This is a genomic window from Candidatus Poriferisocius sp. (genome assembly GCF_965208355.1).
Classification (GTDB): domain Bacteria; phylum Actinomycetota; class Acidimicrobiia; order Acidimicrobiales; family Bin134; genus Poriferisocius.
On record NZ_CBDBOM010000003.1, the window covers coordinates 427,501 to 453,159 of the forward strand.

At 64.9% G+C, this 25,659-nt stretch carries 13 protein-coding genes; 11 read left to right on the plus strand and 2 right to left on the minus strand.

Annotated features, from left to right (window positions below; genetic code table 11):
- The first annotated feature begins 1 nt into the window (after position 1).
- The 8 genes from ACOGXH_RS03275 to ACOGXH_RS03310 all read left to right on the plus strand — a co-directional run bounded on the left by ACOGXH_RS03275 (position 2) and on the right by ACOGXH_RS03310 (position 17,489).
- Positions 2-1,738 (plus strand): uracil-xanthine permease family protein, encoded by a 1,737-nt coding sequence (locus tag ACOGXH_RS03275; protein ID WP_419927689.1) that lies wholly within the window; start codon positions 2-4, stop codon positions 1,736-1,738.
- A gap of 10 nt (positions 1,739-1,748) precedes the next feature.
- Positions 1,749-11,357 (plus strand): SDR family NAD(P)-dependent oxidoreductase, encoded by a 9,609-nt coding sequence (locus ACOGXH_RS03280; protein WP_419927690.1) that lies wholly within the window; start codon positions 1,749-1,751, stop codon positions 11,355-11,357.
- Between the two features lie 85 nt (positions 11,358-11,442).
- Entirely contained in the window at positions 11,443-11,685 is a 243-nt protein-coding gene (locus tag ACOGXH_RS03285; protein WP_419927691.1) for a phosphopantetheine-binding protein, read from the plus strand.
- Complete coding sequence (locus ACOGXH_RS03290; RefSeq protein ID WP_419927692.1) at positions 11,682-12,392, plus strand: 4'-phosphopantetheinyl transferase family protein; 711 nt, start codon at positions 11,682-11,684, stop codon at positions 12,390-12,392. Before ACOGXH_RS03285 ends, ACOGXH_RS03290 begins: the two co-directional genes overlap by 4 nt.
- Complete coding sequence (locus tag ACOGXH_RS03295; RefSeq protein ID WP_419927693.1) at positions 12,389-13,294, plus strand: alpha/beta fold hydrolase; 906 nt, start codon at positions 12,389-12,391, stop codon at positions 13,292-13,294. Before ACOGXH_RS03290 ends, ACOGXH_RS03295 begins: the two co-directional genes overlap by 4 nt.
- A gap of 113 nt (positions 13,295-13,407) precedes the next feature.
- Positions 13,408-15,255: an ABC transporter substrate-binding protein gene (locus tag ACOGXH_RS03300; RefSeq protein WP_419927694.1), complete on the plus strand. Its 1,848-nt coding sequence runs from the start codon at positions 13,408-13,410 to the stop codon at positions 15,253-15,255.
- Between the two features lie 61 nt (positions 15,256-15,316).
- Positions 15,317-16,435: an ABC transporter permease gene (locus tag ACOGXH_RS03305; RefSeq protein ID WP_419927695.1), complete on the plus strand. Its 1,119-nt coding sequence runs from the start codon at positions 15,317-15,319 to the stop codon at positions 16,433-16,435.
- A complete protein-coding gene (locus ACOGXH_RS03310) occupies positions 16,428-17,489 on the plus strand; it encodes an ABC transporter permease (protein ID WP_419927696.1) in 1,062 nt (353 codons plus the stop codon). The genes ACOGXH_RS03305 and ACOGXH_RS03310 overlap by 8 nt, the downstream gene beginning before the upstream one ends.
- A gap of 13 nt (positions 17,490-17,502) precedes the next feature.
- Here ACOGXH_RS03310 and ACOGXH_RS03315 read toward each other — a convergent pair whose 3' ends face one another.
- Together ACOGXH_RS03315 and ACOGXH_RS03320 are read right to left on the minus strand one after the other, a co-directional pair.
- Positions 17,503-21,000 (minus strand): indolepyruvate ferredoxin oxidoreductase family protein, encoded by a 3,498-nt coding sequence (locus ACOGXH_RS03315; protein ID WP_419927697.1) that lies wholly within the window; start codon positions 20,998-21,000, stop codon positions 17,503-17,505.
- Between the two features lie 65 nt (positions 21,001-21,065).
- Entirely contained in the window at positions 21,066-23,501 is a 2,436-nt protein-coding gene (locus tag ACOGXH_RS03320; RefSeq protein WP_419927698.1) for a CaiB/BaiF CoA transferase family protein, read from the minus strand.
- A gap of 101 nt (positions 23,502-23,602) precedes the next feature.
- Here ACOGXH_RS03320 and folE point away from each other — a divergent pair, with 101 nt between their 5' ends.
- From folE to ACOGXH_RS03335, 3 genes are all read left to right on the plus strand, one after another.
- Entirely contained in the window at positions 23,603-24,187 is a 585-nt protein-coding gene (gene folE / locus ACOGXH_RS03325; protein WP_419927699.1) for a GTP cyclohydrolase I FolE, read from the plus strand.
- 72 nt (positions 24,188-24,259) lie between these two features.
- Positions 24,260-25,057, plus strand: a complete 798-nt coding sequence (folP, locus tag ACOGXH_RS03330; protein WP_419927700.1) for a dihydropteroate synthase — start codon at positions 24,260-24,262, stop codon at positions 25,055-25,057.
- The gene (locus ACOGXH_RS03335) at positions 25,054-25,629 is read left to right on the plus strand and encodes a hypothetical protein (protein ID WP_419927701.1); all 576 of its coding nucleotides are present in this window, start codon (positions 25,054-25,056) and stop codon (positions 25,627-25,629) included. Before folP ends, ACOGXH_RS03335 begins: the two co-directional genes overlap by 4 nt.
- Positions 25,630-25,659 lie beyond the last annotated feature (30 nt).

A 25,659-nucleotide genomic window follows, 5' to 3' on the forward strand; every position in this document is an offset into this window, starting at 1 on the left:
AGTGAGCTCGGCTGACGACATCCGGTACGAAACCGATGACCGCTGTCCACCGCTGATAGCCCTCACAGTCGGCTTCCAAGGGGTGGCCGTAACCATCACATCGGTTGTGTTGTACGTGACCATCACGGTCCGGGCTGGCGGCCAGGATGAGGGCTTTCTGTCGTGGGCGGTTTTTGCCTCGCTGGTTATTGTCGGGATTCTTACTGCGTTGCAGGCCAGCAAGATTCGGCGGTTCGGCTCCGGGCACCTGTTCATCATGGCGGTGACCCCGACATTCATTGCCATATCGGTGTTGGCGCTGAACCAGGGCGGACCAGAATTGCTGGCCAGCCTCATCGTCGTCGCCTCGCTGGCCTATCTCGTGCTGGCCTGGCGGTTGCCGTTTATGCGCCGGGTGATCACTCCCGCGGTCTCCGGAACGGTGCTCATGTTGATCGCGGTCACGGTCTTGCCGGTGGCCCTCAATCGGGTCGATGAAGTTCCCGCTAGTGCCCCCGACGCCACTGGTCCGGTTGCCGCCCTGATCACTGTGGTTGTTTCGGCCGGAATGGCCCTTCGGGTAGTCGGCTTCTGGCGGCTTTGGACCCCGCTCATCGGGCTCGCCGCTGGTTGTGTTGCGGTGGCGCTGTTCGGGGGCTACGAGTTCGGCTCGGTAGCCGATGCGGCCTGGATTGGCGTCCCGGGCAGCAGCGGCTTCAAGGGATTCGACCTGACTCCGGGGGCCGATTTCTGGGCGCTGCTTCCCGCGTTCGTGGTGGTGACGGTGGTAGGCGGAATCAAGAACATCGGCGGCAGCGTGGCCATTCAACAAGTCGGTTGGCGCCAGCCGCGGGCGACCGACTTCCGCTTGGTGCAGGGCTCGCTCAACACCAATGGGCTGGGCGTCTTTCTGTCGGGGATTGCCGGGACGCCCCCGGCAACGGTCCATACCTCGCGAACGGTGCAGCTAATCGGCCTCACCGGGGTTGCCTCTCGCTATGTCGGGTACGCCTTCGGCGCCATCTACGTGGGTTTGGCCTTTCTACCCAAGTTGACGGCTGTTCTCACCACCATTCCCAGTCCGGTGATGGGGGCCTACATCTTGACCGCAGTGGCGCTGCTATTCGTCGAAGGCATTCGAACCGTTGTGCAAGACGGCCTCGACACCCAAAAGACAATGGTGGTGGGGATTTCGTTTGCGCTGGGGGTGGGATTGGACACCCAGACCATCTTTGCCGACCTCTTGGGTGGCACCTGGGGAGTTCTGCTCGACAATGGGGTGCTTATCGGGGCGGTGGTTGCGGTATTGCTGACCGTTTTCTTGGACCTGACCAGCCCACTACAGCGAGAGCGCCTTGAGACCGAGTTGGACCTCTCCAAACTGCCCGAACTCGACCGATTCCTGGGAGGCCTGGCCTCACAGATGGACTGGAGCGCAGAGTCTGCCCAGCGGTTGCGCTCGGCTGGAGAGGAGACCCTTATGAGCCTTCTTCAGGCTGAAGAACTCGAAGGCGCCGACGACCCACCCCAGTTGATTGTGCTGGCTCTCCTGGCCGGGGACGCGGTGGAATTGGAGTTCTTGGCGGTCTTCGATGACGAGAACCTCGAAGACCGGCTGGCGTATCTGAGCGAGGAGGCCGAGGGCATGGAGGAGGGCGAGGTTTCGCTTCGCCTCCTGCGGCACTATGCCTCCTCTGTCCATCATCAGAAGTACCACGGCTTAGATATCGTTACAGTCAATGTTAAAGGCTCTACGTAGGCCCTGAAAGATGAACGATTTGATCACGAGATCGGGAGAGCCGATCGCAGTGGTGGGAATGGCCTGCCGATTTCCCGGGGCCGACGATTTGTCGGCGTTTTGGCGCCTGTTGGAGGCCGGCGAGAACGCGGTAACCGAGGGCGTCCCCGGCTCAGGTGTGGGGCGAATCGGAGAGCTGTTCCAAGACCCTGGAGTGCAAAACGACGCCTGTCGATTCGCCGGGTTCATCGACAACATCGACCAGTTCGACGCCTCGTTCTTCCGGATTTCGCCGGTCGAAGCTCAGTTTTTGGATCCTCAGCAGCGGTTGATGCTGGAGATGAGCTGGCAGGCCCTGGAGGACGCGGGCATCGACCCCGATCAACTCCGCGGCAGCCGCACCGGGGTCTACGCCGGGATCAGCAACAACGACTACCGCGGGCTGATATTGACCGACAGCGCCACCGCCGAGGCCGCAGAGAGCTTGTATTCGGTGAGCGGCACGTCTTACAACACCGCCATTGGTCGAGTGGCCTTTGCGCTGGGTCTGCAAGGCCCCGCCATCTCGGTGGACACCGCCTGCTCCTCGTCGCTGACCGCAGTACACCAAGCGGTTTCGGGGCTCCAGCGGGGGGAGGCCGATCTGGCTCTGGCCGGTGGAGTACACGCCATCTTGTCCAGCCGGCTGTTCGAAATGCGGGGCAACGCCGGGATGCTGGCCCCGGACGGGCGGTGCAAGACTTTCGATGCCGCGGCCAACGGGTATGTGCGGGGCGAGGGCTGCGGAATCATGGTGCTGAAGCGGTTGAGCGAGGCCGAGGCTGACGGCGACCGGATCTGGGGCGTCATCCGGGGGTCGGCGCTGAACCAGGATGGCGCCAGCACAGGCTTGACCGTGCCCAACGGCGAGGCCCAAGAGCGGGTGATCGAGGAGGCATTGGCCCGGGCGGGGATTGAGTCGTCGCAGGTGGACTATGTGGAGGCCCACGGGACGGGAACGCCGGTGGGCGATCCCATCGAATTGGGCGCGGTCGCGGCGGCCTATTGCACCGAGCGCGACCCCGATCAGCCGCTGCTCATCGGTTCGGTGAAGACCAACGTGGGCCACCTGGAGCCGGCCGCCGGTGTGGCGGGCTTGGTCAAGGTGATGCTGTCGATGAAGCAGGGGGTGATTCCCCCGCACCTGCACTTCGAGAATCCTACCCCGGAGATCGATTGGGACCAGGTGCCGCTGCGGGTGACGTCTGAGCCCACCCCCTGGCCCCACCATTCCAAACGGGCGCCCATCGCCGGGGTGAGCGGATTCGGCTGGTCGGGCACCAACGCCCACGTCATCGTGGAGGCCTACGGGAACGGCGATCGCGAACCAGCCCAGCCCGGCGAGGAGCGCTGGCCGGTTGGTCCTCTATTGCCCATCGCCGTGTCCACCGCGGGCGAACCGTCGCCCATGGCAGAAGACGACACGGCCGCCGAGCGCCCGGCGAGGCTGCTGCCCTTGTCGGCGAAGTCGGACAAAGCCCTAAGAGAGCTGGCCCAGGGCTATCTCCAGTGGTTGGACTACGAAGTTGACCACCCATCGGGGGAGATGCTGGCTGACATGGCCTGGACGGCCGGTATGGGGCGCAGCCATTACTCCCATCGAACCGGCGTGGTGTTCACCGATGCCGAGTCGCTGCGCAGCAAGCTTGAGGCGCTGGTGGCATCCGATGACGATGCAACCGGGTCGCGGGCTGATCCCAAGTTGGCGTTCGCCTACACCGGCCAGGGCAGCCAGTGGGTTGGGATGGGGGAGACGCTCTACCAGAGCGAGCCGGTGGTGAGAGCGGTATTGGATCGCTGCGAGGAGGTCTTCCAACAAGAGCGCGGCACGTCGCTGCTGGCCGTGATGTTCGGCAGGCCCGACGCTGAAGGAGACTTGGACGATCCGGCGTGGACCCAGCCCGCCATCTATTCGTTGGAGTGCGCGCTGACCGCACTGTGGTCGAGCTTGGGGGTTCGGCCCGACGTGGTGGTCGGGCACAGCCTGGGCGAGTTTGCGGCGGCCCACACCGCGGGCGTGCTCAGCCTGGAAGACGGCCTTCGGTTTGTCGCGGGGCGCGGCAAGCTCATGTCGGAGTTGTCAGAGCCCGGTGCGATGGCTGCGGTTTTTGCCCCGGCATCCGAAGTGGCGGCTGCGGTGGAGGAGCAGTGCGCCGCCTCGGGCGACCCCCGGCTGGCCATTGCCGCCGACAACGGGGCTCACCTGATGGTGAGCGGTCCGACTGCGGACGTCGAGGCTCTGCTATCGCGATTTGAAGCCGACGACGTGCGGGTTCGGCGGTTGGAGGGGAGCGCCGGCTACCACAGCGCCATGATGGATCCGATTTCGGACGATGTCGAGGCGCTAGTTCCCGGAATTGCGATTGCCGCGCCATCGATCACGCTGGTGAGCAGCATGACCGGCCAATTGCTCGAAGAGGGCCAAGCAATGGACGGGGAGTATTGGGGTCGCCAAATCCGCCAGCCGGTCGAATATCGGCGAAGTGTCGAGGCGCTGGCCGATTTGGGGGTGGAAGCGGTCATCGAAGTGGGCCCCGGTGCAGTGCTCGGACCCATGACGGTTCTGTCTTGGCCAGAGCAAGCCGACAGTGCCGAGCCGAACGTGGTGTCGAGCATGAAGCGACCCTCCGATCGAACTCCGGCCCCAGAAGACGGATGCGGGTTCCTTGATGCGGTAATCGGCGCGTACCAGGCCGGTCTCGACATTTGCTTTGAAGGCCAATTCGGGGGCGAAACCCGACGCCGCATCTCGATCCCCGGCTACCCGTTCCAGCGTCAGCGCCACTGGGTGGAAGCCCCGAAGCGCCGTCGATCAAGTGCCGGGCATCCACTGCTCGGCGTCCGCCACGAATCTCCTCGCGGCGAAGTCCAGTTTGAGACGGAGATGGACCCATCCGATCCAGCCTGGCTGAACGATCATCGGGTCTACGGCCAGGTGATCACCCCGGGCGCGCTGTACGGCACCATGGCGGTGGCCGCCGTGGTCGCCAACGGGAACAGACGGTCGTCGACGCCTTTGGCTCGCAGCTCAGGGACCCTCATGGTTGAGGACCTTCAACTGCACAGTCCCATGGTCTTTGCGGAGCCGGATTCGGACGAGGGGGCAGAGTCCGAAGGTCGCCAAGTGCAGCTCGTCATTGACGAAGCTGATCCCAACGCCCCCGCTCGTTTTGAGATCTATAGCCGTGGCCCAGGTGAAGACGGGTGGACGCAGCACGCCGAAGGCCTCGCCAATGCCGAAGCGGTGAGGCCTGACGCGACCGACCGCGTTGATTTGGACGAGCTGAAGTCCAGATTGGATTCCAAGGACGTCTCGGAGTTCTATCGCTCGCGGGCGAGCACCGGCGTGGAGCTCGGTCCTCCTTTCCGCACTCTGCGGGCGCTGTGGGCTGCTGAGGGCGAAGCGATGGGCGAACTGTCATTGCCGGAGACCGTTGATCTAGACGGCGTCGAAGTACACCCGCTGCTGCTGGACGGGTGCTTCCAGGTCATGGCCGAGGCTCGCAGCATGGCGACTTCTGCAGACGGGGTGGCCTATTTGCCCTTTGGTTGGGAGAGCTTGTGGCTCAACGGGCCATTGCCTGACCAGTTGGTCTGCCATGCCCGCCTGCGGGAAGCAGAGGAGGAAGTTGTCGGGATCCCGGAGGTCTTGACCGGCGATCTGGTGTTCTGCGACCGGCGCGGTGCCGTACTCGGGGGATTGAGCGGCTACACGGTGAAGCGGGCCACCCGGGCCGCACTGATGTCGGCCGTGGGGGGCTTGGACGATCTTCTCTATGAGATTGTCTGGCGAGACCAACCTCTCGCTCCCGGAATCCTGCCCGCCGATTTCCTGCCCCGTCCGACCGCCATCGCCGACGGGTCGGAGCCGTTCTCCCAGTACATGGCGGCTGAGGGCGTGGGGGCTGAAAGCCGGACCGCGTTGTTGTCCGACCTCGAGCGGCTGGCGTGGTCGTACGCCCGCCTGGCACTGGACCGGCTGGGGTGGGTACGCACCGCCGGCGAAACGGTGAATCCCGAAGACCTGCGTGAGCAGTTGGGGGTTGCTTCCGAGCACGGTCGCCTGTTCCGCCGAATGCTCGAGATGATGGCCAAGGCCGGTGTGCTGGAAGAGACCGGCCAAGATTTCTCCGTGGTCATGGGTTCGAACGACCCCTTGCCCGAAGTGCTGGCCAGCGATCCCCCGGGGTTGGCCGACGAGATGGAGGGCCAGTATCCCCACGGGTCAACCGAGATCGGGCTGTTCCGGCGAAGCGCCGGGGCTCTGCCCGACGTGCTGGTGGGCGACGCCGATCCGCTGACGCTGTTGTTCAGCAGCGGCGAGCCGAGTGCGGCCGACCTCTATCTGAAGGCCCCGGTAGCCCAGGCCGCCAACCGGATGCTGGGCGACGCGGTGGCCGCTCTATTGGCTGACTTGCCGGAAAGCAGGCGGCTGCGAGTGCTGGAGGTGGGAGCGGGCACCGGGTCGGCCACGGCGTCGGTGCTGCCAGAGTTGCCGGAAGGGCGCTTCGACTACGTCTACACCGATATTTCTGCCGGCTTTTTCTCGGAGGCAGAGGCCCGCTTTGGCGGCGCCGAGGCCTCGATCGACTACCGGGTGCTGGACATCGAGGTCGACCCCATAGAGCAGGGCTTCGACAATCACGGCTACGACCTGGTCATCGCGTCCAACGTGCTCCACGCCACCCGCTACCTGATCGAGACGCTGGACCATTGTCGGCGGCTGCTGGCGCCGTCGGGCCAACTGGTGGCGTTGGAGAACCTGCGGGGCCAAGGCTGGCTAGATTTGACGTTCGGCCAACTTGACGGCTGGTGGCGGTTTGTCGACGACTATCGCCCGCATCATGCCCTGGCCGGCCCGGCCGTGTGGAAACAGGCCCTGAGCGATGCCGGATTCATTGAAGCTGACGTAGTCGGCGTAGGCCGGTCTGACACCGCTCAAGAGCCCGACCGCGGGGTGATCGTGGCGCAAGGGCCGGCCAAGGTCAGCGAATTGGGCGGGGTATGGGTTCTGGCCGCGGACTCGTTCGGCACAGCCGAATACCTCGGGCTGGAGTTGGCCGCCAAGAACCAGACGGTGGTGCTGGTCGGCGATGGTGCTTCAACTGACGTGGGACCGTTGCCGGACAAACCAGGAGTCGTCAGGTCATCCCTGCCCATGATCCAACGCGAGTCGTGGCAGTCGCTCTTTGAGGGTCTTCCCCCCGATGCGGTACTCCGTGGGGTCGTTCACTTGGCCTCACTGGACAGTCAGGGATCACAGGTAACCACCGGGCAGCTGGCCGAAGATGCGACCCAGGCTGGACAGACTGCGTTGGCGCTCTTCCAGGGAATTGGAGACGCTGATGCCACTCCGGAAAACGGAGTCTGGCTGGTCACCCGGGGAGCGCAGGTGTTGGAACACGAACGCGCCGAGGGCATAGCCAGTGCGCTGCTCTGGGGGTTCGGCAAGGTGGTGGGCCGCGAGGCGCCCCACCTGAATCCGAGGATGATCGATCTGGATCCCAGCCGGCCGGCACCGCTGTCGGAATTGGCCAACGAGCTGCTTCATCCTGATGCGGAGAACCACATCGCCTATCGCACGGGACTGCGGCAAGCAGCTCGGCTGGCCCGAGCTGGAGAGGGATCGGGACGACCCCGCCTGCCCGACCCGGCAGGGGAGGCGAAATGGCTGCTGGCTCCCGACGCCGACGGCGACCTCGACGGGATCCATCCGGCGTCCCATCCGGCCGCGCCATTAGAGCCCAGAGAGGTGCGGGTGGCAGTGGAAGCGGCCGGTCTCAACTTCTGGGACATGTTCCGCTCGCTGGGGGTCATCGAAGAGGGACTGTTGGGCGGGGAGTTCTGCGGCCAGGTGATCGAAGTCGGCGCTGATGTCTCATCGGTCGTCGTTGGTGAGCGGGTGGTGGGCCTGGCATTCGGGACGTTCGGCTCCGACGCGGTTACCCGAGAGGAGATGGTGGCTCCGGTGCCCGCCGGAATTCCGGCCACGGCGCTGGCCACGATCCCCACCGCATTCGTGTCGGCCGAGCTCTCGTTCACCATGGCCGACCTGAAGGCGGGAGAGCGGGTGCTTATCCACGCCGGGACCGGCGGCGTGGGGATGGCGGCGGTGCAGCTTGCTCAAGCTATTGGCGCCGAGGTCTTCGCCACAACCAGCGCTCCCAAGCAGGCCTATCTGAAATCGCTGGGCGTCAAGCACGTCTTCGACAGCCGCCAGACCAAGTTCGGTGAGGAAATCCTCCAAGCCACGGGGGGCGAGGGTGTTCACATGGTGCTGAACAGCCTGACCGGTCCCGGCTTCATCGATGCCAGCCTGTCGTGTCTGGCCCAGGGTGGGCGGTTCGTGGAGATGGCTCGGGTGGAAATCCTCAGCCACGAAGAGATGGCGGCGGCGCGCCCTGACGTTGCCTACTGGATATTGGAGTTGGACGTTCTCAAAGAGAGCGATCAAGCCCAGGCAGGTGACTCCCTGAGGCGGGTGATGGACCAGGTTTCAACCGGGCAGCTCGTGCCATTGGTACACACTCGGTGGTCGCTGGTCGAGGCGAATTCGGCGATGAAGTACATGCAGGCCGCCCGGCACATCGGCAAGATGGTCTTGGCCAATTCGGCGCTTGAGACCGGACGGCTGCGAGACGACCGGACCTATCTGGTGACCGGCGGTTTGGGGGGAATCGGAATTGCGGTGGCCCGATGGCTGGCCGACCGGGGGGCCGGGGCCATCGTGTTAAACGGGCGCCGGGATCCCGACCCCGAAGCGGAGGAAGCGATCGAAGAGCTTCGCCGGCAGGGAGCGGCGGTGACCGTGGAGCTGGCCGATGTGACCGATTCAGAGGCCATCGACCAGATGCTGAACCGGATCGATGCCAACCTGCCGCCGCTCGGGGGCGTGATCCACAGCGTGGGTGCGCTTTCGGACGGGGCGCTCTCCAACCAGACCTGGGACAAATTCGAAGAGGTGTTGTGGCCGAAGATGCTGGGGGCCTGGCATCTGCATCGGGCCACCGAAAATCTCGATCTGGACATGTTCGTATTGTTCTCCAGTGCCGCCGGTGTGCGGGGCAATCCAGGGCAGGCGAATCACGCTGCGGCCAATGCGTTCTTGGACCAACTAGCCGCCCACCGCCGCTCGCTGGGTCTACCCGGGCAGGCGATCGCCTGGGGAGCATGGTCGGGACTGGGCGAGGCCGAAGAGCAGCGGGAGCGGATCGGGGCCCAACTCGAGGCCGGTGGCCGGGGGTGGATCTCCCCCGAACAGGGAGTGAAGGCGTTCGACCATTTGGTGCGCCAGGACGTGACCATGGCCATGGTGGCGGCGGTCGACTGGCAGGTGGTGGCTGAGGGCCCCGAAGCTGGGTCGCCATTATGGGAAGAACTGCTCTCGGCCAGCGGCGGCGCTACGGCCGGATCCCAGGAGTCGGCGGCCGATGTGCTGGACCAGCTCCGGGGGGCGAAGGCCGCGGAACGGGAGGAAACCCTGGTCTCGTTCTTGCAGCGGGAGCTTCAGGCCGTCATGCGGCTGCCGGAGCTGCCGGAAACATCGGCGGTGTTCGCCGATCTGGGCATGGACTCGCTCATGGTGGTTGAGCTGCGAAACCGACTGAACCGGGCATTCGCCGGCGAGTGCACCGTGTCCAACACGGCAATATTCAACTATCCGAACATCACTGGTCTGGCCCGCCACCTGTCCAATGAATTCGGGCAGGGGGGTGAAGTCGCCGAACCCGCAGAAGCAGTGGAAATCTCCCTGCCTCGGCTTGTCCAGTCGGATGAGGAGGAGATTGCCATTGTCGGCATGGCCTGTCGGTTCCCCGGAGCGGAGGATCTGTCGGCCTATTGGCGCCTGCTGGAGACCGGGGAGAACACGGTCACCGACGGGCGCCAAGACGGCGGCTTGTGGGAGGGCGTCCCCGGCGACCCGTCCGCCGACGATGCCGCCTACCGAACAGGTTCGTTCATAGACGGCATCGACTCCTTTGATGCCCAATTCTTCCGGGTGACGGCCAAGGAGGCCTGGACCATAGACCCCTTGCAACGGCTGCTGTTGGAGACAAGTTGGCAGGCCATTGAGGATGCCGCCATCGATCCCGAACGCCTGAAAGGGAGCCGAGGTGGCGTGTACGCGGGACTCGGTGTCAGCGAGTATCGGAGCGTCATCGAGAAGAGCGGTCGAGTCGGGGCCCACCTCAACACCGCGGGAAGCGTCACCGTAGGCCGTGTTGCTTTCTCGCTGGGCCTTGAAGGACCGGCGGTGCCGTTGGATTTGGCCTGCGCCTCGTCGCTGGTGGCCATTCATCAAGCGGTGGAGAGCCTCCGACGCGGAGAAATAGACGTGGCTTTGGTCGGAGGCGCCAACATAACGCTCTCCTCCGGGGTCACCGGCGCCCTCGTCGAGTCGGGCATGCTCTCGTCGCAGGGACAATGCAAGTCGTTTGACGCCTCGGCCGACGGCTATGTGCGCGGCGAGGGGTGCGGTGTTGTGGTGTTGAAGCGGCTCAGCGATGCCACCGACGACGGCGACCGGATTTGGGCCGTTGTCAGGGGCTCAGCGGTGAATCAGACCGGGTCGGGACTGGCGGTCACCGTTCCCAGCGGGCGGGCACAGGAGCGGGTCATGGCCGAGGCGCTGGCCCGCGCCGGAGTCGATCCACAAGAGATTGACTATGTCGAGGCGCACGGGTCGGGTACGGCCGTGGGCGATGCGATAGAGGCGAGCGCCCTAGCCGCCGTTTATGGCCCAGGTCGCCGGGAGGACCGACCGGTTTGGATTGGTTCGGTGAAGACCAATATCGGCCACTTGGAAGGCGCGTCGGCCATGGCCAGCCTGATCAAGGTGGTGCTGGGGATGAGGCACGGAACAGTTCCCAGGCACCTGCACTACACAGATCCGAGTCCCGAGATCGATTGGGAGAGAACGCCGCTGAAGATTGCCACTGAAGAGGTCGACTGGCCGCAAAAGGAGGGTCGCCAGTCGTTGGCCGCGGTGAACGCCTATGGCATCTCCGGCACCAATGCCCACATCGTGGTCGAGGGTTATGGCGCGGTCGGCGATGATGCAGACGGACAAGGCCTGGCATGGCGGCCGGCGGGACCATCGCAGCTGGTGGCGCCAAATGGTCCGGAGGCTGAAGGCCCGCCGAACTCATCGAGCCAGAGGCTGCTGCCGTTGTCGGCCAAGACGCCGGAGGCACTGAAGGAGCTGGCCCAGCGGTATCTCTCGTGGCTCGACGAGCATGGCGATGAGCTTGCTACCGCTGGCGCGGCAACCGACCCGCTGCTCTCGGACATGGCGTGGACGGCCAGCACAGGGCGAAGTCATTTCTCGTGTCGGGCCGCGGTTGTATTCCACGATGCCGAGTCGCTGCGCCAACAGCTCCGGACCGTGGTGGAGGCTGGGGATGAGCGAGATCCTGATCAGTCCGGCGAGGCGGCGACCCCGCAAGATGGCGATGGCTTGGTGGAAGCCTTTGCCTCGCAATACGCAGAAGGACGCGCCGTACCGTTCGAGGATCTGTACCGGGGCGAGGCCCGTCGGCGGATCTCACTGCCCGACTATCCCTTCCAGCGGAAACGCTATTGGGTGGATGCGTCCCACTAGATCACGCCGGGTCGAGAACGATTGACATGTTCTTGCCCGTTGGTACACTTTCCCCGCTATCAATTTGCTGCAAAGGAGCAAGTCAATGTCATCGACCGAAGAGCGGATCAGGGCCATTGTCGACCAGACGGTTGAGATCGAGGGGCGAGAGGCCGGTCAGCCTTTGGACCTGACTCGCAATGTTGCCGAGACGGGTGTCTCATCTTCTGACATCGTGGCGTTTTGGCAGATGGTCAACTCGGAGTTCGGCACCGATATTTCGGCCGAGGAATTCGCCGAGCTCTTGACCCCTCAAGACCTCATCAATCACCTCGAATCGGCTGGTTGATCAGCGACACAGACTGCTGGTGGTACCCGTTCAAAAGCATCGGTGATATCGCCGTAATTCACGTCGACCTGGTCCCCGATCAGGGGCGCGAGGCCGAAGCTCTTGCCTGGCTTGACGGGGAGGAGCACTCACGTTGGCAGCGATTTCAGGCCCCAGTGGCTCAGCGACGCTACGTGCTGTGCCGCGCCGCGCTCCGGGCCGTCTTGTGCCGCGAAATCGGCTGTCCCAACGAGTCATTGGCCTTCGAGGCCGCCAAACACGGCAAGCCCTTTGCTCTGGTTGACGGCCAGCCCGCCTCCATCAGCTTCAATGTGAGCCACAGCGGCAACCACGGATTGATTGCCGTGGCTCCCGGGGGTCGCCTTGGAGTGGACGTTGAGGAGCGAACCCCGCGCCGAAATCTCGATAACCTCATCGAAGGCGTGTTCAGCCCTCGAGAAAAGGCTGAGCTGGAGTCGCTTGAGGGTTGTGAGCAGCTGTATATGTTCTTCCGTTTCTGGACCATCAAAGAGGCGCTGGTGAAAGCCCACGGCAAGGGTCTCTCGATGAAAGTCGCAGAATTGGAGATACCCGAAGACATGCGCAAAGGGGCCACCAGGTGCAATGGCCAGTTTGCTCAAATCCCCGGGACGTCTTGGTGTTTGGAAGATATCGGAACCAAGGATTTTGCTGCCGCCGTCGCTCATGAACTAAGCCCATCATCGTGACGGAGCAAGATGCCGTCTGGAGCGTTCCCGAACCGCGGTCGATTCACGAAGTCCAAGTGGACTCCAAGTCGTCGGTTTTGCTTCGTCGCCATGGCAATCCCGATGGGACTCGGCTGATTCTCAGCCATGGCAATGGTCTGGCCATCGACTTCTACTATCCGTTTTGGTCGCTTCTGACCCAAGACTTCGATCTCATCGTCCACGACTTGAGAAACCATGGTTGGAATACGGTCGGCGATCTGGAGAATCACAGCGTGCCGACGCTGGTCAGCGATCATGACCGCATACTCGAGGAGATCGACGAGCTATTCGGCCCGAAACCACAGGTTGGCGTATTTCACTCGGTGTCGACGCTCACACCCCTCATTTCTGAATCCAAGGGCAGCCAGTATTCGGCGCTCGTTCTGTTTGACCCTCCCATATGCAAACCAGGGAGGAACTACTTCGATTTCGAAGAGGCGGCCATTCGCATGTCGAAATCGGCCAGCCGCCGCACATTTCAATTCAAGTCGAAGAGTTCGTTCACCGATCTGTATCGCGTCTTTCCGACGTTCAAATCGGCAGTGCCCGGCGTAGTCGACCTTCTGGCCGACACCACTCTCCGGGAATCCGCAGATGGCGAGGGGCTTGAGCTGCGATGCCCCCGCGAATACGAGGCCCAGATAATTGCCTACGCCAGCGTCTACGGAGTGTTCATCGACTTCTCCAAGATCCGCTGTCCGGTCAAAGTGCTCGGGGCCGACCCCACGGTGCCCTCGTCGTATTTGCCATCGCTGAACCTCAGCGACATCTCCAGCGTCGACTACGACTTCCTGCCTGAATCCACTCACTTCCTCCAGTTGGAGCACCCCGAGGAATGCGCCGCCATCATGCGGGAGTTCATCGAAGAGGTTCTCGACTAGGCGAGCAGATTGGGCTGTTCAAACACCTTGTTGACCTACCGGGTGTCTCCGGTTGCCCCCTTAGCCGAGTTTACCTAGAGTGTCGGCACCACAATCCACGAGGGGGAAGTGACATGCGTTCCTGGCTTTTCAGGCTTTTGGCGCTGCTGATGGTGTTTGGCCTGGTGGCCGCAGCCTGCGGCAATGATGATGACGATGGGGTGACTACTGGCCCAGATGAGCCAGCACCCGCCCAGCCGGATGACGATGAGCCAGCACCGGCGCCCGCTGACGACGGCGACGATGAGCCAGCACCGGCGCCCGCTGACGACGGCGACGATGAGCCCGCACCGGCGCCCGCTGACGACGGCGACGATGAGCCCGCAGAAGAGGAGATGATGGATGGCTGCGAAGCCACCGTGCCGGGCACCAAGATCGACTACGCGGTGTTCTCGCCCAACGCCAACATGGACCCAACCGGCAGCAGCGGCGCCCTGGTGGGCGGAACCCAGATCGTGAACGTGTGGGACGTCTTGATGGCGTTCGACCCCGCGTCTGGTGTGTCCAACGGCCAAGCCGCTGAGTCGTTGACCCCCAATGATGACTTCACCGAGTGGACGCTGAAGATCCGCTCGGGTATCACCTACGGCAACGGCGATGCATTTGTTGCCCAAGACGTGGTCGACTCGATGCTCCGCTTCTTCGACTCTCGTGGCGACGGCATGACCAACCGGGCGGCCGGCTCGGTGGCCCTGATCGACTTCGACAACACCGAAGTCCCCGATGACAGCACCGTCATATTCCGACTCCATCGGGGGTGGAGCACCTTCCATACGCTGTTGGGTGACGAGCCCGGCATGATCGTGAACCCGCGGGTTATCGCCCAGCTGCTGGACGAAGAGGCGGCCAACGCCACCGAGGAGACCAGCGCAGCCCGACTGGTCCGCAACCGGATGGCGGTCACCCCTGAACTGGTCAACGCCGCCAGCTTCGGCCCCTACGAAGTGGCCGAGGTAGAGCCGAACGTGCGAACGGTGCTACGAGCCCGGGACAACTACTGGGGCGGCCCAGTGTGCATCGAGGAGATCGAGTTCACCTTCCCGGGTAGCTCGACGGCCAACTGGGAGGCATTCCAGGCTGGCGACTTCAACGCCGCTTTCCTGCGTGATCCGCGAGTGTTCGCCGACGCCCGAGAGGCGGGTGCGGTGCTGAGCTCGGAGGACCAGAACGTTGGCGGGTTGTTCCTGTTCAACCAGGGAGTCCGCGGTGCCGAGGTGATTGGCAAGGACATCAGAATCCGCCAGGCCATCCACCACGCCATCAACCGGGACATCATCAACGAGCGGGCCTTTGAGGGCAAGCTCAAGACCACCAATGCCATCGCTGCTGAGGGAACCCTGTTGTGGTCTCCCGAGTTGCAGGAATGCGCCGATCAGGCGCCGGCCTACGACCCTGATGCCGCCGCGGCGCTGGTAGAAGAGGTGAAGGCTGATGGCTGGGATGGCTCCATGTTGCTGGTACATGCCGACACCGACCCCGGCCCCGAGATTGCCCAGGCAGTTGAGGGAATGCTGGAGGCCGTTGGGTTCGACATCGAAGTCGACCTCGGTCCCGTGACCACCGTCCTGATTCCCCGAGTAATCATCCAGGCCGACTACGAGATGGCCGGATGGGGCTTCAATGCCGATGGCGCCACATGGGTTGCGTCTCTCAACGACAACCTTCTCTCAACGAGCGGGTCGAACCGGATGGCATTCGCCCACCCGGACATGGACGCCGCACTGGGAGAGCTGTACGGCGCGGCGAATGTGGACGACCAGCGGGCCGCATTGACAGGAGTGCAGTGCGTGTGGTCGGAGCAACTGCCGGCCATGGTCTACTCGGTGACCGAAGAGGGCTTGGCGCTCGCACCGAACATCAAGGGTGTCCAGCGAGCAGGCGCCACCATCTTCCTGTTCGGCAACGCTTACATCGAGAACTAACTCGAATAAAGACAACTCGGAGTCAATAAGGCTCTAGGGGAGGAAGAGCACCGTGCTACGAGTGATCGGCTTGAAGCTGGTCAGGCTCGTGCCGGTGCTCTTCCTCGTTTCGCTGGCCACGTTCTTTCTCATCGACCTGATTCCCGGCGACCCGGCGGTGAACATGCTGGGCGCCGATGCCACCCGGGAGGAGTACGAGGCAGTCAACAAACTCTTGGGCTTGGACAAACCTACTACTGAGCGGTACGTGGACTGGCTGGGCGGTGCGGTCACCGGCGACTTTGGCCAATCGTTGCGCTCCCCCAATGAGCCGGTAACCGACCTGCTCCAGCGCAGCGTCGGACCCACGCTGCGCTTGTCGGCCATGGCGTTGGGCATGTCGTTCACTATCGCCATCTTCTTGGGGGTTTGGTCGGCTCAGGCGGCCGGAACTCGGGTGGATCGACTGGTGAGCGGCACCATGTTCGGCTTCATCTCGGTGCCGACATTTCTGGCCGGACTCCTTTTCATCTTCTTCTTCGTGTTCCGGGAGTCCATTCCCCGTTGGCTGTGGGTGATCGGGGTTGGGCTCATTGTCTTGCGGCTGGTCTATCTGGCCATCACGCGATTAGCTGAAGATCGAGCCGATGTATCGGGGTGGTTGGGTTACGCCATCGCCACGTTGGTGGTTGCCGGATTGCTGTTCTGGGTCTTCGTCCAATGGCCCGACTTCCCTCGGACGGCCTCCCATCGCTACGACGACAACTGGCGCGAGCAGATTCGCTCGCTGTTCCTGCCTGCGCTGGCCCTGGCCCTGAGCGAGATCGCCGTGTTCACCCGCCTTCTGCGGGCCGACATGCTGTCCACCCTTCAAGAGCAGTTCGTGCTGTCGTCGCGGGCCAAGGGCATGCCCATCTGGCGGATCCTGTTCCGTGACGCTCTGCGGCCGTCGTCGTTCTCTCTCATCACCGTGGCCGGCATCACGCTGGGCCGCCTCATCGGCGGCACCGTCATCATCGAGACCATCTTCGGCTTGGAGGGGCTGGGCAAACTGATCGTGGGCACCGGGGTGATTCCCAAGAACTACACCATCGTGCAAGGCGGCGTGCTGGTGTTGGCGGTGGGCTATGTGCTTCTGAACGCCATCATCGACATCTCCTATCAGTACCTCGACCCGAGAATCAGGCGGGGCCGTGTCTGACCCGGCGCTGGGAACGGTCGCCCCCGGCGAGCCAGAGGTCCGAGCGCGCAGCGCCGAACCTCGGTCAATTTGGCTTTGGCCGCTGCTGCCCATCGGGATTGCGGCGATCTTCGTGGGCACCATGGTGCTCAACGATGTGACCGCCGAGATCAGGGTCACGTTGGTGTTGGCTGGCATCGTGGGCGGATACTTTGGCTTGGATGCTCTGTGCCAGAGGCGCTGGGGCTCGGGCTTCGACACTTCGGCGTGGTTGTCGGGTTTCTGGTTGACACTGGTCGGGCTTTCGGCCATCACCGTGGCTTGGCTGCCGCTTCCCGAGTCGAAGTTGGTGAAGAACGCGCTAGCGGAGACCCCGAGGCTTCGCCCGGATTTGTTCTCGGAACATCCCCTAGGAACGAACATCCAGGCCCTCGACATGCTCGGAGGGGTCATGTGGGGGGCCCGCACCTCGCTGATCATCAGCCTGGGGGCGGTGGCCATCGGTCTTTTGATCGGCGGGGTTATCGGGATCACCGCGGGCTATTTCCGGGGTCCGCTGGACAGCGGGGTGGGGATTCTGGCCGACTCCATGTTGGCGTTTCCCCCGCTGATCCTGCTGGTGGCCATGGCCACGGTGTTCACCCAGAATCAATGGACCATGGCGCTGGAGCTGTCGCTTCTGGGCATTCCCACCTACATCCGATTGGCCCGGGCCAACACGCTGACCTTCGCCCAGCGTGAGTTCGTCTTGGCGGCCAAGGCCATGGGATCGGGGGATCGGCGCGTCATATTCCGGGAGCTGATGCCCAACGTGGCCCTGCCCATGGTGTCGTATGCCTTCCTGGTGACCGCGGTGCTGATTGTGGCCGAGGCCTCGCTCAGCTTCCTGGGGGTGGGCATCCAGCCCCCCGAACCCACTTGGGGCAACATGATCGAGGCGGGCCAGGAGAGTTACCAGGACCACCCCCATTTGGTGTTTGTGCCCGGCATCGTGATGTTCATGACCGTGTTCGCCCTCAACCGGGTGGGCGACAAGGCACGCGAGCGCTGGGACCCCCGCGAAGCCCAACTCTGAGCGGGCTTGTCAGCTATCGGCTGATGGCAGCTCGGAAGCGCTCGATGTTGGCCAGCTTGATGTCCTCGTAGCCGCGGACGAGGTCGGCGGCCTCGGCTATAGCCTGGGCTGATTGCAGGTCTTCAGGGCCGGCGGCGCCGTCTACGGCCTGGCGCAATGCCACCAGGTATTCGGCGGGTAGGCGGCGCTCCTCGCGGCGTACCTTGGCCCGGCCGAAGGGGTCGAAGGGGGTTCCCCGCAGGCACTTGCCCTTGGCCAATAGGGCCATGAGCGGACGCCAACGTGCGGTCGACAGGGCGATCTTGCTCTTGCGACCCATGGCCCGCAGGGTGGGTGGGTGCAGCAGCCAGGCCAGTCGGTCGCCGGGCTGCGCGACGTCCACCGCTGGCGCATGGCCGTCGGGATCCAGCATGAGCCGAGCCACCTCGTACTCGTCTTTGTAGGCGGTGAGCTTGAACAAACCGGCGGCCACCGCCGCGGTCAGCGCGGCGGAGCCGGGGTTCACCTGCCGCTCCACTACGGCGAACTCGGCCACCGCGTCCAGATAGCGGGCCGCCATGGCCCGATTCTGGAACCGCACCAACTCGGCGGCGAACAGCTCCAGGGCCGCGGCCAAAACGGTGTCGCCGTCGGCCAGTTCCTCGATGCGGCCGCTTAGCTTCCGGCCTAAAACGCCGGCATGGTCGTGCTCGATTGTCTGTGCCTCGTCGGGCGCCGGAGCGCCGCGCCCTGCGGTGGTGGTTTCGACCATCGCCTGGTCGGCCACCCACCAGCGGCCCCAGCGGAACGCAGCGGTGTTCAGCTCCACGGCCACTCCGTTGAGCTCGATGGCGGTCTCCAGAGCCTCCGGCGTCACCGGCAGCAGACCGGTCTGCACGGCCATGCCCACCACGAACACGTTGGCCCCCACCGCATCGCCCACCAGTGCTTGAGCCAGGTCGGATGCGCCCGCCCAATACTGGGCATCGCCCCTGGTTTCGGCTCGCACTCGCTCCAGCAGTTCCTCGGCAGTGGGCATGTCTATCTCGGGGTGGGCGGTCTTGGAGCCGGGCGGCACCACGTCTAACGATCCCACCACGGCGGTGCGGGTCCCGTCAGCCGCATCTAGGCCGGTGGCCGACGCCGCCACCAGCAAGTCGAAGGCCAGCAGCAGGTCGGCTTGGCGGTCGCCCAACCGGTTGCTGCCCGTGCGGCCGCTTCGGGTGATGCGGAGATCGCTGACCACCGGGCCGGCCTTCTGCGACAGGCCGATCTGATCGAGCCCCTGCACGTTGGAACCGTCGAGCATGGCCGCGGTGCCGATGAGCTGGCCGGTGGTGACTACCCCGGTGCCGCCGATGCCGGTGATGTGGATGTTCACGTCGATGCCGGCCGACTCCGGCGGAGCGGGAATGGGCGTGGGCGGGACCACCAGCTCGTCGCGGCCGGAGGCGCGTCGGCGCCGGGCGCGCTTGGGCCGGGTGATGGTGATGAATGCGGGGCAGTCACCTTCCAGGCACGACAGGTCCACATTGCAGCTGTCCTGGTCGATGGTGGTCTTGCGGCCGAACGGGGTGTCGAATGGCTGGACTGACAGGCAGTTGGAGACCTCGGCGCAGTGGCCGCACCCCTCGCACACCCGGTGGTTGATGGCCACCCGGGTCTGGGGCGGGCTGATCTTGCCCCGCTTGCGGTCGCGGCGCAGCTCGGCGGCACAGCGTTGGTCGTGGATGAGCACGGTCACCCCGCCCACCTTGGCCAGCTCCCTCTGCACCTCGGCCAGCTCGGTGCGGTTTCTCACATCTACCTCGGAGGGAAGGCCGAGTCGGCGGGTGCGGCCCGGATCGTCGGAGGTGACGATGATGCGGACCACGCCCTGGGCCAAGAGCGACCGGCACACTCGGTCGAGGGGGATGCCGCCGGTGGGGTTCTGCCCACCGGTCATGGCCACCGCCCCGTTCCACAGCAGCTTGTAGGTGATGTTCACCCCGGCGGCGATGGCCGCGGTCATGGCCAGCTGACCGGAGTGGAAGAAGGTGCCGTCGCCCATGTTCTGGATCAAATGGGGGGTTTCCACGAAGGGGGCCATGCCGATCCATTGGGTGCCCTCGCTGCCCATGCAGGTGAGTCCGGCAATGTCGCCGTAGCGGTCCTCGCCGCCCAGCAGGATCATGGTGTGGCAGCCGATGCCCGCGCCCACCGCGGTGCCGGGGTCGGTGACCGTGCTGCGGTTGTGGGGACACCCCGAGCAGAAATACGGGGTGCGGTTGACCGCTAGGGGGATGCGCTCCCGCACCGGGGGTTCCGGGGTCAACCGGTCGCCCAGGCGGGCCAGTCGGCTGCGCAGCGGGCCCACCAGGTCGTCGGCGTGCAGGGTGCCGTGGCTCTTGATGAGGCGGCGGTCGTGTTCGTCGTACTCGCCCACGACTCGAGGCCGGTGCGAGGTGTTGTACAGGGCGTCTTTGGCCCTCGACTCCACGTTGGGGGTCTTCTCCTCGATGACGAAGATCTCTTCCAGCCCTTCAGCGAATTCCCTGATGGTGGAAGCGTTGAACGGAATGGGCAGGCCCATGCGCAGCATGCGGATGCCGGCGCTGGAGATCGCCTCGTCACTGTCCAGGCCGATCACCGCCAACGCCTCGCGCACCTCCCAGTAGGTGATGCCCGAGGAGATGATGCCGATCCAGGCGTCGGGGGAGTCCACTACCACCCGGTTGAGGTGGTTCATCTCGGCGTATGCCAGAGCTAGGTTGGTGCGGACCTCCACGATCTCCCGTTCGATGTCCAGGGTGTAGGGGGTAAGCAGCCGGTGGTCGGGGCGGTGCTGGTAGGGCGCGCCCTCGTGCAGCGGTATCTGGGGGTGCACCCGGTCGGGATCGAGGCTCACGTTGGCCGAGCCGTCGGCCACGTTGGCCACGATCTTCATCCCCACCCACAGACCGGTGGCCCGGCTCATGGCGATGGCGTGGCGGCCCAGTTCCAACACGTCGGTTGGATCGCCGGGATAGAGCACCGGGATGTGGAGATCGGCCAGCACCCCGGCCGAGGTGGACGGCAGGGTGGACGACTTGGCGTTGGGGTCGTCGCCGGCCAGCAGAACCACGCCGCCCTTGGGGTCAGTGCCGGCGAACATGGCGTGGCGGATGGCGTCGGAGGCCCGGTCGACTCCGGGCGCCTTGCCGTACCAGATGCCGATAATCCCGTCGTAGCGGGCGTCGGGCCTTGAACCGGCGAGTTGGCTGCCCATCACTGCGGTGGCCGCGTATTCCTCATTCACCGACGGCCGCAGCACCACGTCGGTTTCCCCCGAAACCCTCACGGCCCGCTCCAGGGCGGAGTCGAGCCCGCCCAGCGGGGAACCTGGGTATCCGGCGGCGAACGCCGCAGTGTTGAGCCCCGCAGCCCGGTCGGCACGCAACTGCTCCAGCGGGAGCCGAGCCATAGCCTGAATCCCAGTGAGGAAGACCGTCCCGTAATCGTTTGTGAATCGATCGGAGAGCCGGTAGTCGCGGTTCGACTCGGTGGCGGTCATGTGGAGGTCAGTCTAGGGGGAAGTTTTCGCATTGGGGTTGCGCAATTTGAACAGGGAGTTGAACATCACACAGCAGGCGCGCTGGCGGCGAACGCGGGGCGGGTGCCGATGATCTGGGCGGCCTCGAGGCGGGCCAGTTCATCGTCGTCCACTCCCAGCAGGCCGCCAAGCACTTCGGCGTTGTGCTCGCCGAGGATGGGGGCGGGGCGGGTGAACCAGCGATCGGGTTGGCGGCCGAAGCGGACCGGCATGGCGGGGAAGCGATGGGTGCCGGCCAGGGAGTGCTCAATCGGCTCGTAGAAGCCGCGGGCATTCACTTGGGGGTTGCGGTCTCCCTCTCGGCTCATCACCATTTCGGCGGCAGGCACGCCAGAGGAGATGAGCCGCTCGACGATATCGGCGGCCTGCTGGTTGGCGCACCATCGGCTGAGCCGCTCGTCGAATTCGTGGCGGACGGCAAACCGGTCGGCCAGAGCCGGTGACGCTGGCACCCGGTCTAACTCAAATTCGGGGACGGCTTCCAACAATCCCTCCCAATGCTGATCTGTCTCTACCGAGAGCGCAATGAGTTGGCCATCGGAGCAGGCGTACAACCCTTGTGGGCAGGCATAGGGGTGGTGATTGACTTCTCGCTCCATGAGATGGCCGGTGGCCGAGTACTCCACTACCTGCTCAGCGGCGGCGGTGAGCGCGGTCTCCACCATGGTGGCCTCCACGAAGCTGCCGAGGCCGGTTCGCTCCCGGGCGTGCAGGCCACAGATCACCGCATAAGCGGCGTGCAGTCCGGCCAGTGGATCGGACGGACCTCGGGCCAGCTGGGGGGCGGTGTCGGGGTAGCCGCTCAGCCAGCACATGCCACTGACCTGCTCCATGGTCTGGGCGAATCCCACTCGATCGCGCCACGGGCCGTCGAGCCCGAAGGCCGGCATTCGCACCATCACTAGCCGGGGGTTCAGTTGGTGGACGGTGTCCCAGTCCAAACCGAACTGATCCATCACCCGGGGGGAGAAGTTCTCCACCAGGGCATCGGACACCCCAATGAGCCGATGCAGCAGCTCCATTCCCTCGGTCCGGGTCAGGTCTAGGGTCACCGAGCGCTTGCCCACGTTGGCGTGGTGGAAGGTGGGGCCGTACTCCCACCACTGGTCATCGCCCGGGGTGCGGGCCGACCCGAACCTCATCCCATCGGGCCGCTGCACCGATTCGATGTGGATGACGTCGGCCCCCAGGGTGGCCAGAACCAGGGCCCCGTAGGGGCCGGCCCAAAAGGCGGTCATGTCCACCACCCGGACTCCTTCGAGCGGTAGGGAATTGGGCGACGCCTTCGGGTCGGTGCCCTCTCGAAGGGCTGGGGCACTTCCGTCGGGGTCCGCCCCCAACTGGCCCAGCACCTCGTCGGTGTGTTGGCCCAGGCGGGGGGCGGGGCGAAAGTCCACCGACGGATGGGAACTGTTTCGATAGGGCACCCGGGGTTGGATGAACTCACCGCCGGGGTGGGGCACGTACACCCCCCGTTGGGCGAATTGCTCGAACTCCGGCAGATTGGCGCCGTTGCCGATGGGGGCGACGGGAATGCGCAGCAGGATGGCCTCACGCACCACTTCCTCGGTAGTACGAGCCGAAGTCCACTCCCGGATGGCGCCGGCGATGGTCTCACCGGCGGCGATGCGTCCGCCCATGGTGGCCAGTTGGGGATCGTCGGCCCACTCCGGATGACCCACCAGCACGGTGAAGTCCTGCCATTGCTGGCCGGTGAACACACAGAACCCCACGTAGCCGTCGCGGGTGGGCTCCACCGAAGGAACTTCCAACGCAATCCGGGTGTCGTATTCGCCGGTGAACGAGCCCCACAGGGTCTGCACGTTGGTGCAGGTGGGGGTGATGGTCTCCAGCAAGGAGAGGTCCACATGGTCGCCCATCCCGGTGCGCCGAGCCCGCCGCAGCGCGGCGGTGGCCGCCACCGCGGCGGTCACTCCGCCCATCCATTCTCCGATGCGTCCCCCGGCGTTGAACGGGATGCGACCTGGCTGGCCACGGGTTGCGGTCGATCCGGCGATGGCCATGAGGGTGAACTCGTTGGCCGGGCGTTGGCTCCACGGGCCGCCCCGGCCAAAGTTGGATACCGACACCATGGTGGCGTCGGGCCGCCGCTCAGCTAGCGCGTCCCAGCCCACCCCCAAGGCCTCTAGCTTGCCCGGCTCCGACCGCTCGATCACCAGGTCGGCCGTGTCATACAGCTCCATAAGCCGGTCGCGACCCTCAGCAACCCGATAGTCCAGCACCACGCTCCGCTTGGAGGTGTTCAAGAACCGGAACAGTGGGCCGTGGTCATCCACTGGGGCAAAGGAGGCCGAATAGCCCCGCAGCGGATCGCCCTCGGGCAGCTCCACCTTCACCACGTCGGCCCCGGCGTCGGCCAGCAGCTTGGTGGCATAGCCCCCGGCGATGCCCCAGCCCAGATCGACTACTTGAACCCCATCCAGCGCGGGCCGCCTAACCATGAGTTTCGAACACTACCCCCTTGGTGCGGCGCATTGCCTGGCCTCAAGCCTCGGCCGCCCAACGATGAGAATGCGCCACTACCGGACTACCGTCGTGGCCGATGGGCGACAAGAAAACCGGCTCAGTAGACCAACCACGGATTGAGGCCGCGGTGCGGGAGATTCTGGCTGCCATTGGCGAAGACCCCAACCGAGACGGCCTGTTGGACACCCCGGGCCGGGTGGCCCGCATGTACGGCCAGATCTGCGGGGGGCTCCACGAAGACCCCGCCTCCCACCTGACCCGCCAATTCGAGGCCGACCACGACGAGATGATCCTGGTGCGCGACATCCCCCTCTACTCGCTTTGCGAGCACCACCTCATTCCGTTTCTGGGCAAGGCCCATGTGGGTTACATCCCCAACAAGGACGGATGCATAACCGGCCTGTCCAAGCTGGCCCGGGTGGTTGAGGGCTACTCCCGGATGCCCCAGGTGCAAGAGCGGCTCACCACCCAGATCGCCGACGCCATCGAAAACGCACTCAATCCCCGGGGCGTTCTGGTGGTGGTGGAGGCCGAGCACCTGTGCATGTCGATGCGGGGCATCCGCAAGCCGGGGGCCAACACGGTTACCTCGGCGGTGCGGGGCCTTTTCCGCACCGATATCGCCACCCGAGCCGAGGCCATGCGGTTCATCGACCGCTGAAAACCGCTTCTATAGGCCCATAGAGCGCTATTCGCATAGGGCCGCCCCAAAACGCAGCGGTACTCTGAGGCTGTGGAGACGCTGCAAACGGGGCCAATGGTCATGGGCATCGTCAACGTGACTCCTGACTCGTTTTCCGACGGAGCCCGGTTCTCCTCGCCCGAGGCCGCGGTGGCCCGAGGCCGCCAGCTGTTTGAAGAGGGCGCTGGCGTGGTGGATGTGGGCGGCGAGTCCACCCGCCCAGGAGCCGATCCGGTGCCGGTGAGAGAGGAGCTGGCCCGGGTGGTGGATGTGGTGGCCGGTCTGGCCGCCCATGGGCGAGTGTCCATCGACACCACCAAGCCCGAAGTGGCCCGGGCCGCGGTGGCCGCGGGGGCCGACATCCTGAACGATGTGTCGGCGTCGATGCACGAGGTGGCTGCCGAGTTGAATGTCACCTGGGTCGCCGTCCACCGCCAGGGCACCCCCGCCACCATGCAGGTGGCCCCCCAATACGGCGACGTGGTGGCCGAGGTGGGCGACTATCTGACCGCAGCCGCCGAGCGGGCGCGGGCCGCCGGAGTTCCCGAGGTGTGGGTCGATCCGGGGATCGGCTTCGGCAAGACCACCGACCACAATCTGGAACTGCTGGCCAACCTTCGACGGCTCGCCGCTCAGGGGGCACCGGTGGTGGTGGGGGCTAGCCGCAAGCGCTTCATCGGCGAGCTCCACGCCCGCAGCGACGGTTGCACCAACCAGGAGGTCTCCACCGACGACCGGCTCGAGGGGTCGCTGTCGGCCGCCGCGTGGGCGTTTGCCCAAGGAGCAGCGGTGGTCCGAGCCCACGACGTGGCCGCCACCGTGAAGGCCATGAAGGTGGTGGCAGCATGAAAGGAAAGTGGGCCGCGGGCATCTGCCCCCGCAACTTCTTTTGGATCATGAAGGACCGGCTGGCCATCTGCGAGCGTCCCGGCGGGCGAGGGGAGAGCCACCGCCGGGTGAGGCGCACCGAGGAGATCAACTGGATCCGCCAGCAGGGATTCACCCGGGTGGTGTCGTTGATCCCGTCCACCCACAACCTGCACAACTACAGCGAGCAGAACATCTCTTGGAGCCATTGGCCGATCGCCGACAACGAGGACTTCACTACCCGGCTTGGGCCGCTGTTCAACGAATTGCAGATGCTGCTGGCCAAAGGGGAGAAGCTGCTGGTTCACCGCCGGGGGCTGAGTGACCACGTGTGCGGTTTCATAGCCGGCTATCTGGTGTGGACCGGCATGGTGCCCAGCGAGTCGCAGGCCGTGGTGGTGGTGGAGAAGATGACCGAGCGTCCCATCGGCTCGGTGGGCCGCCGCATCGTGAACGCCGCCGCCGCGCTGCCCAAGCCCGAAGTGGAGCTCACCTTGGTCGAGGACTTCGACGAGCAAGAGGAGCAACCCGAAGAGACTCCCGGAGATGACTGAGGTGGACCGATCAGCCGATGTGGGGGAGCG